The 15,593-nt window shown below is 66.4% G+C and carries 13 protein-coding genes and 1 tRNA gene; 4 read left to right on the forward strand and 10 right to left on the reverse strand.

Annotated elements, in window-relative coordinates; genetic code table 11:
• Positions 1 to 246 precede the first annotated feature (246 nt).
• The 4 genes from ligA to SOM26_RS06135 form a co-directional block, all read right to left on the reverse strand.
• Positions 247 to 2,385 (reverse strand): NAD-dependent DNA ligase LigA, encoded by a 2,139-nt coding sequence (ligA, locus tag SOM26_RS06120; RefSeq protein WP_320451829.1) that lies wholly within the window; start codon positions 2,383 to 2,385, stop codon positions 247 to 249.
• A gap of 73 nt (positions 2,386 to 2,458) precedes the next feature.
• Positions 2,459 to 2,644: a hypothetical protein gene (locus tag SOM26_RS06125; RefSeq protein ID WP_320451830.1), complete on the reverse strand. Its 186-nt coding sequence runs from the start codon at positions 2,642 to 2,644 to the stop codon at positions 2,459 to 2,461.
• 135 nt (positions 2,645 to 2,779) lie between these two features.
• Positions 2,780 to 4,441 carry a DNA repair protein RecN gene (gene recN / locus SOM26_RS06130; RefSeq protein WP_320451831.1) on the reverse strand — a complete coding sequence of 554 codons (1,662 nt, stop codon included), beginning with the start codon at positions 4,439 to 4,441 and terminating at the stop codon, positions 2,780 to 2,782.
• Positions 4,442 to 4,655: 214 nt separating this feature from the next.
• Positions 4,656 to 5,594 (reverse strand): outer membrane protein assembly factor BamD, encoded by a 939-nt coding sequence (locus SOM26_RS06135; protein ID WP_320451832.1) that lies wholly within the window; start codon positions 5,592 to 5,594, stop codon positions 4,656 to 4,658.
• A gap of 207 nt (positions 5,595 to 5,801) precedes the next feature.
• Here SOM26_RS06135 and SOM26_RS06140 point away from each other — a divergent pair, with 207 nt between their 5' ends.
• Positions 5,802 to 6,626 (forward strand): class I mannose-6-phosphate isomerase, encoded by an 825-nt coding sequence (locus SOM26_RS06140; RefSeq protein ID WP_320451833.1) that lies wholly within the window; start codon positions 5,802 to 5,804, stop codon positions 6,624 to 6,626.
• Positions 6,627 to 6,677: 51 nt separating this feature from the next.
• Here the strand turns inward: SOM26_RS06140 and SOM26_RS06145 are convergent, their stop codons facing one another.
• Positions 6,678 to 8,123: a S41 family peptidase gene (locus tag SOM26_RS06145; RefSeq protein ID WP_320451834.1), complete on the reverse strand. Its 1,446-nt coding sequence runs from the start codon at positions 8,121 to 8,123 to the stop codon at positions 6,678 to 6,680.
• A gap of 227 nt (positions 8,124 to 8,350) precedes the next feature.
• On the opposite strand from SOM26_RS06145, the gene SOM26_RS06150 reads away from it, so the two are divergent.
• Complete coding sequence (locus tag SOM26_RS06150) at positions 8,351 to 9,523, forward strand: glycosyltransferase (protein ID WP_320451835.1); 1,173 nt, start codon at positions 8,351 to 8,353, stop codon at positions 9,521 to 9,523.
• Positions 9,524 to 9,559: 36 nt separating this feature from the next.
• Here SOM26_RS06150 and SOM26_RS06155 read toward each other — a convergent pair whose 3' ends face one another.
• The 4 genes from SOM26_RS06155 to yajC are packed head-to-tail and all read right to left on the reverse strand — an operon-like array spanning position 9,560 to position 12,910.
• Positions 9,560 to 9,943: an Mth938-like domain-containing protein gene (locus SOM26_RS06155; protein ID WP_320451836.1), complete on the reverse strand. Its 384-nt coding sequence runs from the start codon at positions 9,941 to 9,943 to the stop codon at positions 9,560 to 9,562.
• A 10-nt stretch (positions 9,944 to 9,953) separates the two neighbouring features.
• Positions 9,954 to 10,934 carry a protein translocase subunit SecF gene (gene secF, locus SOM26_RS06160; RefSeq protein ID WP_320451837.1) on the reverse strand — a complete coding sequence of 327 codons (981 nt, stop codon included), beginning with the start codon at positions 10,932 to 10,934 and terminating at the stop codon, positions 9,954 to 9,956.
• A gap of 16 nt (positions 10,935 to 10,950) precedes the next feature.
• Complete coding sequence (secD, locus tag SOM26_RS06165; protein WP_320451838.1) at positions 10,951 to 12,555, reverse strand: protein translocase subunit SecD; 1,605 nt, start codon at positions 12,553 to 12,555, stop codon at positions 10,951 to 10,953.
• 4 nt (positions 12,556 to 12,559) lie between these two features.
• The gene (yajC, locus tag SOM26_RS06170) at positions 12,560 to 12,910 is read right to left on the reverse strand and encodes a preprotein translocase subunit YajC (RefSeq protein WP_320451839.1); all 351 of its coding nucleotides are present in this window, start codon (positions 12,908 to 12,910) and stop codon (positions 12,560 to 12,562) included.
• Between the two features lie 192 nt (positions 12,911 to 13,102).
• Here yajC and SOM26_RS06175 point away from each other — a divergent pair.
• Positions 13,103 to 13,179: transfer RNA gene (locus SOM26_RS06175), tRNA-Pro, on the forward strand.
• A gap of 509 nt (positions 13,180 to 13,688) precedes the next feature.
• The gene (locus SOM26_RS06180) at positions 13,689 to 14,843 is read left to right on the forward strand and encodes a diguanylate cyclase domain-containing protein (protein WP_320451840.1); all 1,155 of its coding nucleotides are present in this window, start codon (positions 13,689 to 13,691) and stop codon (positions 14,841 to 14,843) included.
• A gap of 152 nt (positions 14,844 to 14,995) precedes the next feature.
• On the opposite strand, the gene SOM26_RS06185 is transcribed toward SOM26_RS06180, so the two are convergent.
• Positions 14,996 to 15,346 carry a hypothetical protein gene (locus SOM26_RS06185; RefSeq protein ID WP_320451841.1) on the reverse strand — a complete coding sequence of 117 codons (351 nt, stop codon included), beginning with the start codon at positions 15,344 to 15,346 and terminating at the stop codon, positions 14,996 to 14,998.
• Between the last annotated feature and the right edge of the window lie 247 nt (positions 15,347 to 15,593).

Below are 15,593 nucleotides of genomic sequence, written 5' to 3' on the forward strand. Positions count from 1 at the left end.
CTGCGCTACGAACATTGCCGTTATGTTACAAAGTTCATGGCGGTGACAGGGGGGACTTCACTCATTCGTCAAGCGTTGCAGTTTGGCAACGGTAATGGGAGCGGTATCGGCGCTATCGCCTTCATTCGGTTCCGGAATTTGCGCACTGTCCGCCTGCATGGGGTCCTGCGGAGGGTGCAGTAAGTCCCGCCGGGCCATACGAGCCGGAACCCAGATCATGACGATGCCGTCACGATCCCGCCATCCTCAACTCGCCGCGACCAGTGCGTTCCAGTCGGCTTCGTTGATCACCCGGATGCCCAGGTCCTGCGCCTTTTTCAGCTTCGATCCTGCCCCCGGTCCGGCGATCAGAAGGTCGGTCTTGGCCGATACCGAGCCAGAGACGCGGGCGCCCAGCGCCTCGGCCTGCGCCTTGGCCTCGTCGCGCGACAGGGTTTCGAGCGTACCGGTGAAGACCAGGGTCTTGCCGGTCACCTCCGATTCGCGGGTCTGGTGGACGGTGTCGGCGGGCGTGACTTCGCTCAGCAGGTCGTCGACGACGGCGCGGTTATGCTCCTCGACGAAGAAGTCGAGGAGGGCGTCGGCGACTTCGGGGCCGATCTGCGGCGTGTCGATCGCGGCGACGATGGCGCGCTGGCGGCGGAGTTCGAACTTGCGCTCGGGTTCCCCCAGGGCAGGGACGGTTTCGGCACGGACCTGGAGCGCGGCATCGATCATCGCGCGGAAACCGGCCATCGAGACGAAGCGGCGGGCCAGGTCACGCGCGGTGATCTCGCCGACATGGCGGATGCCCAGCGCAAAGAGGAAGCGGTCGAGCGAGATGTCGCGCCGCGCGTCGATGGCGGAGAGCAGCTTGTCGACCACCAGTTCCGACATGCGCTCGCGCTGGATCAGCGCCTCGCGATGCTTGTGTAGACGGAAGATGTCGGCGGGTGAGGCGATGAGGCCGTCGCGGAAGAATTCCTCGACGCGCACCAGCCCCAGGCCGGTAATGTCGAAGGCATGGCGCGAGACGAGGTGGATCAGGCGTTCCACGCGCTGCGCCGGGCAGATCAAGCCGCCGGTGCAGCGGATGACGACCTCGCCCTCCTCGCGCGTGGCGAGGCTGCCGCATTCGGGGCAGTGGTCGGGGAAGACGAAGGGTTCGCGCGCCACGTCGCGGGTCAGGTTCTCGACGATCTGCGGGATGACGTCGCCCGCGCGTTGCAGGACCACGCGGTCGCCGGGGCGAACGCCCAGCCGCTCGATCTCGTCGGCATTGTGCAGTGTCGCGTTGGTTACGACGACGCCGCCGACCGTCACCGGCTCCAGCCGAGCGACCGGGGTGAGGGCGCCGGTGCGGCCGACCTGGATGTCGATTTTCTCCAGCGTGGTCTGGGCGCGCTCGGCGGGGAATTTGTGTGCGATCGCCCAGCGCGGCGTGCGCCCGACAATGCCGAGTCGCGCCTGCCAGTCGAGCCGGTCGACCTTGTAGACCACGCCGTCGATATCGAAGGGCAGGTCGGCGCGCTGCGTCTCGATGGTGCGATAGATGGCCAGCGCGGCGGCGGCGTCGGGCACGCGGGCAAAGGCGTCGGCGATGGGAAATCTCCAGCGCCGCCAAGCCTCGACCATGTCATATTGCGTCTCTACCCTCACCGCGCTCGCCTCGCCCCAGCCATGGGCGAGGAAGCGCAAGGGGCGCCCGGCCGTGATGGCGGGGTTCTTCTGGCGAAGCGATCCGGCGGCGGCGTTGCGCGGATTGGCGAACTGGCGCGCCTCCTTGCCGGTTTCGGCCGCTTCCTGCGCCAGCCGGGCGTTGAGCGCGGCGAAATCGGCCTTGCTCATATAGACTTCGCCGCGCACCTCGAACACGTTCGGCGCGTCGGCGGGCAGGGTGTGGGGAATGTCGGCGATGGTGCGGACATTCTCGGTCACGTCCTCGCCGATCGCGCCATCGCCGCGCGTCAGTGCCTGGACCAGGCGTCCGTCGACATAACGCAGCGAGCAGGACAGGCCATCGATCTTGGGCTCGGCGGTCAGGGTAACGGGTTCGTCCTCGGCCAGCTTCAGATAGCGGCGGACGCGGCCGACAAACTCCTCGACCTCCTCGTCGGTGAAGGCGTTGTCGAGGCTGGTCATCGGCCGCGCGTGCGGCACCTTGGCCAGATGCGCGGCGGGGGCGGCACCGACCTGGGTATTGGGCGAGTCGCTGCGGATCAGGTGCGGGAAGGCGGTCTCGATCGCGGTGTTGCGGCGGACCAGCGCGTCATAATCGGCGTCCGAAATCTCGGGCGCGTCATCGGTATGATAAAGGCGGTTGTGATGGGCGATCTCGCGGGCGAGGCTGTTGAGCTGGGCGGCGGCTTCGAGATCGGTTTGCGGCAGGGGAAGCGGGGATGTCACGCGACCCGTGCTAGTCCAGCCCCGGTCACGGGATCAAGATGGCCCGAGCGCCAATCGGCGCGGGCAAGTCGGATCAGGGCTGGGGGTCGATAGGGGTTACGGAGAAGGACAGGGGCGCCATACCCATGGCGGCCTGATCCTCGGCCCCCTTTTCGGCAAGAAGCGCCCGCGCTTGGTCGAGATAGATCGCCACATGCTGCAATTCCAGCCGGTCAGCCAACGCAATGCACGACTGCACACGCTCCATCAGCACGGTCATATCGTTTGCGGCGTCGGGCAGGGGAGCGGCGGTCAATTTGTTCAACATCGGATACGTCCTGCAAACAGGCGTTAGGACGCGTTAACCATCCGCTGCTTGCTATCACTTACAAAATCTTTTTCCAATGTCTGGCTGTCATGGCTCCAGCAACCGGTCGGCTTGGGCACGCGCTTCGTCGGTGATCGTCGCACCCGACAGCATCCGGGCGATCTCCTCGCGCCGTTCGACCGCGCTCAGGCCACGAACGCCGGTGCGGGTGACGGTGCCGTCATGGCTCTTGGCGATCAGCAGATGTGCCGCGCCGCGTGCCGCGACCTGCGGGCTGTGGGTCACGACCAGCAGCTGCGTCCGCTCCGCGAGCCGGTGGAGGCGGTCGCCGATCGCCGAGGCGACCGCACCGCCGACGCCGCGGTCGATTTCGTCAAAGACCATCGTCGATGCGCCGCCTTCCTCCGCCAGCGCGACCTTCAACGCCAAAAGGAAACGTGACAATTCGCCGCCGCTGGCGATCTTCATCAGCGGTGCGAAGGGGGCGCCGGGATTGGTCGAGATTTCGAACTCGACCCGGTCCTTGCCCGCCGCCGACCAGCCCGAGGGTTCGAGCGGCGCGACGATCGTTCGAAAACGCGCGGCATCGAGCTTCAGCGGGGCCAGCTCACCCTTTACCGCCCGGTCCAGCCGCTCGGCGGCGGCGATGCGCGCGCTCGACACCTTGGCGGCGGCCTGGTCGAAGGCGGCGCACGCACTGGCGACCGCCGCTTCCAGTCGCCCGATTCCTTCCTCGCCCGCGTCGAGGCGCTCGAGTCGCCCGCGCAACTGTTCGGTCAGGTCGGCCAGATCGTCGGGCTGGACGCGATGCTTGCGCGCCATGCCGCGCAACTCGAACAGCCGTGCCTCGTCCTCTTCCAGCGCGCGCGGGTCATAAGCGAGTTCGCGCTGCGCCTCGACCAGCCGATCCTCGGCCAGCGACGCCTCGATCACCGCGCGGTCGATGGCGGCGAGGGCCTCGGCGAGCGCGGGATGGTCCTCGCCGATCCGCTCCAGCACGCGGGCCGCCTGGCGCAGTCCGGCCAGCGCGCCGTCCGATCCTTGCAGATGCTCGTCGATCGCGCCCAGTTCGTCGGCGATCTTTTCCGATCGCTGCATGGTGCGGCGGCGATCGGCCAGTGCTTCTTCCTCGCCCGGTTCGGCTGCGAGCTTGGTGAGTTCGGCGACCGCATGTTCCAGCCACTCGCGATCGCGGGCCGCCGTCTCGATCTCGTCGCGCGCGGCGCTCAGGGCGGCCTCCGCCTCGCGGAACCGGGTCCAGGCGGCAGCGACCGCGCTTGCATCGACCCGTCCGAAGCTGTCGAGCATCGTCCGGTGACCGCGCGGGTTCAGCAAGCCGCGATCGTCATGCTGGCCGTGGATTTCGACCAGGAAAGGCGCGATCTCGCGCAGCAGCGCGGCAGAGGCGGGCTGGTTGTTGACGAAGCCACGGCTGCCGCCATCGGCCTTGACCTGACGGCGTACGATCAACGGCTCGCCCGCCTCGATCTCAATTCCCGCGTCGTCGAGGATCGCGGCGAGGCGGCTGTCGGGGGCGGGGGGCTCGAAACTGGCGGTGACGATCGCCTGGCCGGCACCATGCCGCACCAGTCCGCTGTCGCCACGCCCGCCCAGCGCCAGGCCCAGCGCATCGAGCAGGATCGACTTGCCCGCCCCGGTCTCGCCCGTCAGGACGCCCAGGCCACGGCCGAAATCGAGGTCGAGCGCCTCGATCAGGACGACATCACGAATGGACAGCGCGGTCAGCATAGGCCGCGATATAAAGCGAAATGCCGCGCGATGTTATCCCCCCGCGGCGAAAATGATCCCGATTTGTTCGGGAGGCATCTATTCCTCCCCGGCACGGGGAGGGGGACCAGCAAAGCTGGTGGAGGGGGATCGCCACACAGGACATGCCTTGTGGAAGCCCCCCTCCGTCAGGCCTGTGGCCTGCCACCTCCCCGTACCGGGGAGGATAAGGTGTTTAACCCGTCGGCGAGCTGTTGTTGCCGGTCGGGGTCGGACGGCCCGGCGCGGCAGCGCTGGGCGTGACGGTGCCGCCACCGCCGCCTGGCAGGCCGACATTGACCGAACCCGGCGTGCCGGTCGGCACCACGGGCTGGCCCGGCTGAATCGCGGGAATCGGCTCCACCGGATATTCGCGCATCAGCTTGTAAGCGCGGTTGTACCAGTCGGTGCCCGGATAGTTGGCGCCCAGCACGGCGGCCGACCGCTCGGCCTCGGGACGTACGCCCAGCGCCAGATAGGTTTCGGTCAGGCGCATCAACGCCTCGGGCGTGTGGCTGGTCGTCTGATATTTGTCGATGACGGTGCGGAAGCGCATCGACGCGGCCAGCCACTGGTGGCGGTCCTCGTAGAAGCGGCCGATCTCCATCTCCTTGCCCGCCAGATGGTCGTTGACCAGATCGACCTTCAACCGCGCATCGGCGGCATAGCGGGTGTTGGGATAGCGGCGCATCAGCTCGCCCAGCGCGTCGAGCGCCTGGCGGGTGATCTTCTGGTCGCGGGTCACGTCCTGGATCTGCTCGTAATAGCCGAGCGCGATCAGGTAATAGGCATAGGGGGCGTCGCGGTTGCCGGGATGGACCGCCAGGAAGCGCTGCGCCGACTGGATCGACTGGGTATATTCGCGACCCAGATAATAGCTGAACGCACTCATCAGCTGCGCGCGGCGAGCCCAGACCGAATAGGGGTGCTGTCGCTCCACCTCGTCGAAGAGCAGCGCGGCCTCCTTGTAGCGGCGCTGGTCGAGCCGGTTCTTGGCGGCCGTGTACAGCGTGCCGACGTCGCGCGCGACATAGGGCAGGTCGGTGCGGGTACGGTTGCGGGCACAACCCGCGATCGGAAGGGCCAAAGCGGCGATGAGCGCCAGCGACAGCGCACGGGAACGGGGGTTACGCATCGCGCATGTCCTTAGCGCAGGCGAACGGCCGGGAACAGTCCCTCCGCACATATGGTTGGCGAGCGGTCGGCGCGGGCAATTCCGGGGTCGAACGACTTGCCATCGGCGCGGCGATCGCGGCATGGACGGCAGCGAAGGTGCCGGGGTGGAACGCCGCCCCGTACCAACGGTTTCACCGACGCCCGATCGTGAAGGAATCCCTGAATCATGCCCGCCACGCTGCTCCACACCCACCGCGTCGAAAAGCCCTGGGGCCGCCACACGCTCTATCCGGGGTTCGAGGATGTCGCGCCGGGTGGCGCGCCGATCGGCGAGGTCTGGTTCCAGGAACCCGGCGACACCTCGCCCGACCTGCTCATCAAATATCTGTTCACCAGCGAGAAGCTGTCGGTGCAGGTCCATCCCGATGACGAACAGGCCCATGCCCGCGGCCTGCCGCGCGGCAAGGACGAATGCTGGACGATCCTGACCGCCGAGCCCGATTCGACCATCGCGCTGGGGCCCAAGGCGACGATGACCAAGGAACAGCTGCGCAGCGACGCGCGCGACGGTTCGGTCGAGGCGGATCTAGACTGGGTGCCGGTCAAGGAAGGCGACTTTTATTATGCCCCTTCGGGCACGATCCACGCGATCGGCGCCGGGCTGACCGTGATCGAAGTGCAGCAGAACAGCGAGACGACCTATCGCCTGTACGATTATGGCAGCGACCGCGAACTCCATCTGGAGGATGGCGTCGACGTTGCGCATCTGACTCCGTACCAGCCGATCGTGTCGCCGGGCGCAGCAGGCGAGGGCCGCGACATTCTGGTCGAGGGGCCCAAGTTCGTGCTGGAACGCTGGGCGGCCGGGGACCATGCCGTGGCGCTGCCCGAGGGCAAGACCGCCTGGCTGATCCCGATCACCGGTTCAGGCAAAGTCGCGGATGTCGATTTTCACGCGGGGCATTGCGTGACCGTCACCGGGCATGAGACCGTCACGTTGTCGGCGGACGGCGACGCGCTATTCGCCTATGCGGGTACGCAGCGCCTGTAAGAGGCGTCTGGCCCTCTCTCCCCGATTCTGGGAGAGAGGGCTTACGGAATCTTAGAACAGCCCCGGCACGTCGCGCTGCGCGGCGGTCGGGCGGTCGGGCTGGACCAGCTTGCGCAGATCGTCGTTGCGGAACGCCTGTGCCGAGGCGGTCGCGGTGATCGGGGTGCAGCTCTTGCCCTGCAGGAAGTCGAGCGCGGCGCGGGTCGAGGCTTCCTGCGGATCGCCCATCTTGCGGGTCAGGTCGTCCGCCGCGCGACAGCTCGCGGGAACGACGCCTGCCAGGCCGCTATAATAATCGCCCTGCCGGTTCGCATTCTGGATCGCGATGGCGATGATGCGCAGGCGGTCGTCGCACTGCGCATTGTCGCGCGCGATCTGCCCCACCGGCTTGCCATAGGTGTTGGTGCCGATCAGCCCGGTGTTGCTGCCCATGTAGGGCAGGGTCCGGTTGAGCACGAGCTCGCTGGCCGAGGCGGTCGCGCCGGTGCCGATAAAGGCGATCCGGGTCGGCGTGATCGACTGCGACTGGGGTGAGAAATAGGTCGTCTGGTTGTTCGCCGACTTGCTGGCGCGATAGGCGGTATAGCCCATCACGTCGGACGACTGGCGCGCGCCGCCCAGCAGGTTGTTGAACAGGTCGGCGATATCGACGCTGCCACCGCCATTGTAGCGCAGATCGACCACGACCTGGGTGATGCCCTGCTGCTTGAAGGTCGCGAAGGCGGCGCGCAACTGCGGGTCCGCGGTGCTGATGAAGGTGCGCAGGTTGATATAGCCATAGCGCTGGCCGTTGTCGGTGATCACCTGCGCCCCGTAATTGGGCGACACCGGCTGGAGCGAATAGTCCGACTTGGCGAGCTGCACCGTACGGACCGCACCGGCAGGATCGGACACGCGCAGGAAGCGCGTCGTGCCCGCCGTGCTCGGCCCGAGCGCGTTGGACAGGCCGTTATTGGGATCGGCGGCGACGATGTCGGCAATGGTGCGGATATTGTCGGCGGTGGTGCCGATGCCCAGGATCGCCGTACCCCGGTCGATCCCGGCGGCGAGTGCCGCGCCGCCCTCGAACGACTCCGCGATCTGCAGCTTCGTCTGCCCCGCATCCGCCGCCAGCCGGAAGCCGAACCCCGCCGATGCGCCCGAGCTGTAATAGGCATTTTCTTCGGCGATCGAGGTGATGTAGGTGAAATAGCGATCCTTGCGCTGCGCCCGCGCCGTCGCAGTCAGTTCGTCGATATAGTCGCTGACCGTCTTATAGGGCGAGGGGTCGAGCGAGGCGGGCAGCGTCTCGGGGAACAGATACCATTCGTTCAACTGCGCGGCGGCCCAGTTCTGGCGATTGCGCAGCGAGCAGGCCGATTCGGTCGTGCCGGTCGTCGTCCCGCCGCCGGGATTGGTCGCGGCCCCACCACCGCTGCCGCCGCCATCGCCGCCGCCACAACCCGCCAGCGTCGCACCCAGTGCCAACACGGCACCCAGACGTCCGAATCGCGCCATCACATCCACCCCCCGAAGTCGACGGCAGATTAGCCGCCACATTCGATTGTGTCAGGCGCGATCTGTCGCATGGATGAACGGCCATGTGCGATGCCGTCATGATCCTTGTCGCAAAGGGGTGATATGTGGCCAGATGCCGACCATGGAGGCGACATCTTAACCAGATCGTTCCGAAATCGGAATCAATGGCGGCAAGCCGTGGGCGCGCGGCGGGAGTATCGAATGTCATGCTGAACGTTCTGACCCTGTCGAGCCTGTTTCCTGATGCGACGCGGCCCAATTTCGGCATCTTCGTCGAACGCCAGACCGCAGCGCTGGCGATGCGGCCGGGAGTGGCGGTGCGTGTCGTCGCGCCGATCGGCCTGCCGGTCTGGCCGCTGGCCGGGGCGCCGCGTTTCAAGGCGCAAGCCGCGCTGCCGCTCCGGGAGGACTGGTCGGGCCTCGACGTCTCGCGGCCGCGCTTCACCACATTGCCGGGGACGGGGGCGCGGTTTCATGTCCCGGCGATGCGGCGGGCACTTGTCCCCATGCTCGACCGGCTTCGCGACGAGCAGCGGTTCGACGTGATTGACGCATCCTTCTTCTTCCCCGACGGACCGGCGGCGGTCGCGCTGGGGCGGCGCTACGGCGTGCCGGTATCGATCAAGGCGCGCGGTGCCGATATCCACCATTGGGGCCATGCGCCCGCCACCCGGCGACAGGTGGCGCAGGCGGCGGCGCAGGCCGATGGCTTGCTCGCGGTCAGCGACGCGATGGCGGAGGATGTCGCCGCGCTCGGTGTCTCGCGCCACCGCATCCGCGTCCATCATACCGGCGTCGACCAGGCCCGGTTCCAGCCGATCGACCGCCTGACCGCCCGCGCGGCGCTGGGCATCACCGGACCGATGGTGGTGTCGCTGGGTGCTCTGATCCCGCGCAAGGGGCACGGTGTCGTCATCGACGCGGTGGCGCGCCTGCCCGGCGTCACGCTGGTCATCATCGGCGAAGGAGCGGACCGCGCCGCCCTGGCCGCGCGTGCCGAGCGACTGGGGGTGGCGGACCGGGTCAGGCTGGTCGGCGGCATGGCCCATGCCGCACTGCCCGAATGGCTGGGGGCCGCCGACGTGATGGCGCTGGCCTCGGTATCGGAAGGGCTGGCCAATGCCTGGGTCGAATCGATCGCCTGCGGGACGCCGGTCGTGATCACGCCCGCGGGCGGGGCGGCCGATGTGGTGACCAGCCGGGCGGCGGGACGCATCGCGCAGGCGGATGCCGACGCTTTCGCCACCGCGATCCGCGACCTGCTCGATCAGCCGCCCGACCCCTGGGCGACACGCGCGGCGGTGCGCGACTTCACCTGGCCCGCCAATGCGGCGGCGCTGCATTCGCATCTGGCGGAGCTGGTCGGGCGAGCGCGGTAGGCCCATATCGTTCCTCCCCTTGCGGGGGAGGAACGCTCAGGCGTCAAGCGGGTAGAGCGCGGCGGCCAGCTTGCGGCCTTCGCCGCGCAGCACGCCCCAGGCGCGGGCGGCGGCGCGGCTGTCCATCACCTCCACCCCCACACCACGCACCTCGAGCGCCGCGACCATGGCGGCGGGCGCACGGCGCAAGGTCGCGCCGGTGCCGAGCAGCAGGAACTCCGGCGCCTCGTCGACCAGCGCGGCCACCGCCTCGGCGGTCAGCGCCTCGAAGGGCGGAGGGCTCCACGGTTCGTGCCAGTCCGGCGCCAGCAGCAGTGCCGGATAGGCGATTTCGCCCACCCGAAAGCCCGTGGCGGCAAAGCCGCGGACGATCGGGCCGGGCGCGGTCGGATCACGCGTGATGCGGATCGAGTCGCTCATTGCGGGCGGCTCAGCTCTCGCGCGGGGTGATGCGCTCGGCGTCGGCCACCTTGCGCTTGTCGGTGGTGCCCGGCTTCTCGCGGTTCGGCTCGGCGCGCAGGCCCAGCGAGATCAGCAGCGAGGAGGAGACGTAGATCGACGAATAGGTGCCGACCACGATGCCCAAGATCATCGCCGCGGTGAAGCCGCGCAGCACATGGCCGCCCAGCAGCAGCAGCGCGATCAGCGCCAGCAGGATCGTGACCGAGGTCATGACCGTGCGCGGCAGCGTCTCGTTCACCGACAGGTTGATGATCTCGCGCATGTCCATCTTGCGATAGCGGCGCATATTCTCGCGGATGCGGTCGTCGATGACGATCTTGTCGTTGATCGAATAGCCGATGATGGTCAGGAACGCCGCGATGATCGTCAGGTCCAGCTCGAACTGGGTGATCGCGAAGAAGCCCAGCGTGACGAGAAGATCGTGGACGATGGCGACGATGGTCGACACGCCGAACTGCCATTCGAAGCGGAAGATCGCGAACAGGCCGATACCCAGGATCGCCAGCACCACCGCCAGCACGCCGTGCTTGATCAGTTCGTCGGAGACCTTGCCCGACACCGTGTCGTAACGGGTGAAGGTCGCGCCGGGGAATTGCTGGCCCAGCGCGGACTCGACCTTGCGCACGACGGCGTTGGTCGCGCCTTCGTCGTTGGACTTGGGCACCGGCAGGCGGATGCTGATGGTACGGCCGTCGCCGACTGTCTGGATATTGGCTTCGCCCACGCCCAGGCCGTCGACGACCGAACGGACCCGGTCGGCGGAAGGCGGGGTGGGGAATTTCTCCTCGATCATCAGGCCGCCGACAAAGTCGACGCCCAGATTGAGGCCCTTCACGAACGTCACGCCGACCGCCAGCAGGGTGAGCGCGAGCGTCAGCCCGAACGCCCAGCCGCGCAGGCGGACGAAATCGATGTTCGTGTTGTCGGGGACGAGTTTCAGGAGGCGCATGATCTGTTCTCCTGCCTCAAATGTTGATGGTCTTGGGCTTTTCGCGGCGCAACCACAGCGCCACGAGCATCCGCGTGAAGGTAACGGCGGTGAACACGCTGGTCACGATGCCGATCAGCAGCACGACCGCGAAGCCCTTGACGGGCCCCGAGCCGAGCACGAGCATGATCACACCCGAAATCGCATGGGTCACGTTCGCCTCGAAGATGGTGCGGCTGGCTTCCTTGTAACCCAGCTCGACCGCCTGGATGACGTTTCGCCCGCGCCGTCGCTCTTCGCGGATGCGCTCGTTGATCAGCACGTTGGCGTCGACCGCAGTGCCGATGGTCAGGATGAAGCCCGCGATACCCGGCAGGGTCAGCGTCGCGTTCAGCATCGCCATGACGGCCAGGATGACCAGCACGTTGATGACGACCGCAATGTTCGCATAGATGCCGAACCGGCCATAGGTGACGGTCATGAAGATGATGACCGCGACCGCGGCGATCGCCGAGGCGAGGATGCCCGCGCGGATCGAATCGGCGCCCAGGTCGGGACCGACGGTGCGTTCCTCGACGACCTTCAGGTCGATCGGCAGCTTGCCCGAGCGCAGCGAGATCGCCAGCTGGTTCGCCGTGTCGACGGTGAAGTTGCCGCTGATCGAGGCGCGACCGCCCAGGATCGGTTCGTTGATGTTGGGGGCCGACAGCACCTGCCCGTCGAGGATGATGGCGAAGGGCTTGCCGGTATTTTCCTGCGTGATGCGCGCGAACTTGCGCCCGCCCTGCGCGTCGAAGGTGATCGCCACCTGCGGCGCGTTGGTCTGCTGGTCGAACGTCTGCTGCGCGTCGATCAACTGGTCGCCCGAGATGATGACCGGCCGCTTGACCGCGATCACCGGCGCGCCGAGTGGATTGCCGGGATAGGGCAGGACCTGGCTGCCCGCCGGGGCATTGCCCTTGACCACCTCGGCCGGATTGGCGGTGGTGTCGACCAGCTTGAATTCCAGCTTGGCTGTCTTGCCGATCAGGTCCTTCAGCGCCTGCGGGTTCTGCAGGCCGGGGACCTGCACCACGATGCGGTTCGAACCCTGCTGGAGGATCGTCGGCTCCTTGGTGCCCAGCGCGTCGATGCGGCGCCGGACCACCTCGGTCGCGGTCTTCATCGCGGTGTCGACCGCCTGGGTCAGGCCCGCCTGGGTCGGCTTCAGGACGAAGCGCGAGGTGTCGACGACGTTGATGTCCCATTCGCGCTGGCCGGTCATGCCCGCCCCGCCGCCGGTGATCGTCAGCAGCCGCTCGCGCGCCGCATCGACCTGCGACGGATCGCGCAGCATGAAGCTGAGCTGGCCGTTACGCACCGAGATGTCGCCGATGTCGATGCGCGGATTGCCGCGCCGCATCTCGGCCGCGACCTGGTCGCGCATCGTCTCCAGCCGCGTATTGGCGAGGTCGGCGGTGTCCGCCTCCAGCAGCAGATAGCTGCCGCCCGCCAGGTCGAGACCCTTGTTGACGCGCGGATGGGGGATCGCCCCCCATTTGTCGGTCATGCTTTCGGGCAGAAAGCTCGGGATCGCCAGCAGGCACAGCGCGCCCAGCAGCGCGATGATGGAAGCGACCTTCCAGCGGGGGAAATCCAGCATGGGGTCAGTCGTTCGCGGGCTTGGCGGTGGGATCGAGAATGTCGGTCAGCGTCGCCTTGACCACGCGGACGCGGACGTTCGGCGCGATCTCGACCTCGACCAGCTGGTCCTCGACGCGGGTCACCTTGCCGACGATGCCGCCCGCCGTGGTGACCTGATCGCCCTTCTTGACCGCCTCGATCGACGCCTGCAGCGTCTTCATGCGGCGCTGTTGCGGGCGGATCATCAGGAAGTAGAAGACGACGAAGACGACGATCAGCGGCGCGAGGCTGATGAACGAGGCGACGCCGCTGGAGCCGGCGGCCCCGGTTGCGGCGGCGGCCGCGGCGACTGGGGCGGTGAAGGGAATGAACATTCGGACCCGTCTATGCTGAATGGGCACGGGCACCGGTCGACCGATGACGATCGACAAGCCCCCATGTCGGATAGCCTGCCCGCTACCATCGCAGGCGGACAGGCGCAATGGAGAGGCGGATGTGGTGTCGGCGGTATCGTAACATCAAGGCTTGCATCCCGGATAAAACCCGCCTAGAGGCCGCCGCTCGGTCGGGGCGTAGCGCAGCCTGGTAGCGCATCACACTGGGGGTGTGGGGGTCGCAGGTTCGAATCCTGTCGCCCCGACCAATCTTCTACTGACATCGGTGGACGACGATGAAGCGGGCGAAAGCCCGCTTTTTTCGTTTTCGCGTGTCCTGTTTGTTCGGCATGACGTGGGCGCCGGGAAGACCTTTGCCCCATGGCGGACCAAGATGCCCGGACTGATTGTCTGCTATGGGTGGATAGGCACCGTCACGGAAATCGGTCCCGGCGTCCACCCCCCTCACGGCTGACCACTTGCGCAACTCGTCATTACGCTCCAGGGCGTTGGAGGTTGGCAGGCCAATCACGATCGGGCGTAACGTCTGGATCGGGGCAGCGACATTGATCCTCTCCGGTCTCACCATCAGCGGCTGCTACGGATGGGAGTGAGATCGGCAATCCTCCCCGTCGCTGGTGCCCAAGGACAGCCGGCGACGCGACACTGCAGCCAGTGCGCGCCGATCAATCCCGTGATATCTCGTAATAACATTGCGTTAGACATTCCCATGCGAATGTAATTGTCCCGTTCCCCTTGATCGCCGGGTTTCACCATTATGAAGCGCCCCCAACTCACGCAGACCGCTCCCTGCCGTATAGATCCCGATGTCTATGCGGCGTTGATTTCGGATCTGGCGTACAGCGCGGTACCCACCGCAATCATGGGGATCACTTTGGTCGGTATCGCGTCGCTGGCCTGGCTCCGGATTGGCAATCCTGTTTTCGCCCTTGCCGCGTTGACCGGAGCGGCAGGAACAGGCGGAAAGCTGTTCCTGATGAGCTACCAGCGTGAGGCACTGAGGAATGAAACACACTGTGCTTCTACCGCCCGCTTCTACCAACAGCGGCATTTGGTCGTGACGCTGGCCACAGCAACTTCGATCGCAGCAATGGTGAGCCTGCTATTTTTCCATATCGACGCGGAATGGCATGTACTCGGGACGGCGCTCCTGTTCGCTTATTGCGCGGGTGTAGTGGCGCGTCTTGCCGTTTGTCCCGCGCTGGCGGTCGCGGCGCTGATCGTTGCCGCTGTTCCCGTCATAGTGGCATGCTGCTTTTGGAGCGATGTTCCGCACCGGGTCACGGCGGCAATGTTCGCCGTGTTTCTTGCAGGCAGTTTCGAGACGGTCCGACACGTCTATCGCAATGCCGTGCGCCATATCGCGACCGAGCTGGATATGGCGACGCTGGCACGCAACGACCCCCTGACGGGGCTTCTCAATCGTCTGGGGTTCAGAGAGGCGTTTCGCGTGACATCGGGCACGCCGGGCGGCCTCGCAATTCATTGCTTCGATCTCGACGGGTTCAAGCCCATCAACGATTGTCATGGCCATGCCGCGGGCGACCAGGTGCTCGTCGATGTTGCCCGGCGCATCCGAGCCTCTGCACCGGGTGCTGCGGCTGCACGGCTGGGCGGAGACGAGTTTGCGATCCTCCAGGGCGGCGTTGCTTGCACCGAGGACGCCATATCGTTGGCGGATCAGCTACTCGCGACGTTGCGCAAGCCATACGATATCGGCGACACCAGCGTGTATGTCGGAGCAAGCCTGGGGTTCGCGGTCGCATATGATGACGGCATGGATTTCGACGCGCTCGTGCGTGCGGCCGATCTGGCATCGTATCAGGTCAAGCGTGCGGGCGGCGGTGTATCGCAAGGTCATGTCGACCACATGGACCGCCTCGCCGGGGGTGATCTTCGGATTGTTACCTGACGATGGCGACATCGCGCACCCGGTATCCGCTGGCAAAACCATTAGTCCGGCCTGCGTATGCCGTGCCTTCGCCGTCTCGTATGGAATTGAGTTTTGGGAATGACCGGGTTTGGGCGCTAGCAGACCGACCGGGCGTGGTGGAAAGCGGACATTCACTCGACGTTGCTGTTCTCCCACACCAGCTGGGCGGTGCGGGGGTTATAGCAGTAGGTCGGCTCTCCTCCCACGTCATATGCAATAGCAGCGAACTTGACGCAGGACATCGAGGGCGTGTCCACTACTTGGACCTGATAGCCTGACATCGCCTTTTCGACCGTCCCACCATTCTTCGGCGTCCAACGGCGGATTGCATCTTGCACTATGGGCGAGCCTCCGAAGTCTTCCCGAGATCGGGCGATCACCGCAGCTTCGGCAGTGCGGGGCCGGTACATTTCAGGAGCGTGCTGGCTCGACCGCCCGACGGCGTATCCGGTTGCCGCAGAAACCAGCGCGATCGCGATCACGCCAACAGTACGGTTCGTAAAGGGTCGCTGCATCATGGTCGGCATCGTGCCAGCAAAGCTGAATGTCCGCTACTGGGCCAGGCCGTGTAAAAACGGCTTCACAGCAGCTGGTCAGTATTTTCGGCGCGGCGCGTTGAAGGTTGAGCGTTGGCGCTCAGCTCTGAATTGCTGCGATCATTGCCGGGACGCCGAGGATGGCAATCAGCCGCTTGAAGTTATAGGCCAGGATATGGAGGCTGGCCTCCGT

Source organism: Sphingomonas sp. CFBP8993 (genome assembly GCF_034044895.1).
Taxonomy (GTDB): domain Bacteria; phylum Pseudomonadota; class Alphaproteobacteria; order Sphingomonadales; family Sphingomonadaceae; genus Sphingomonas.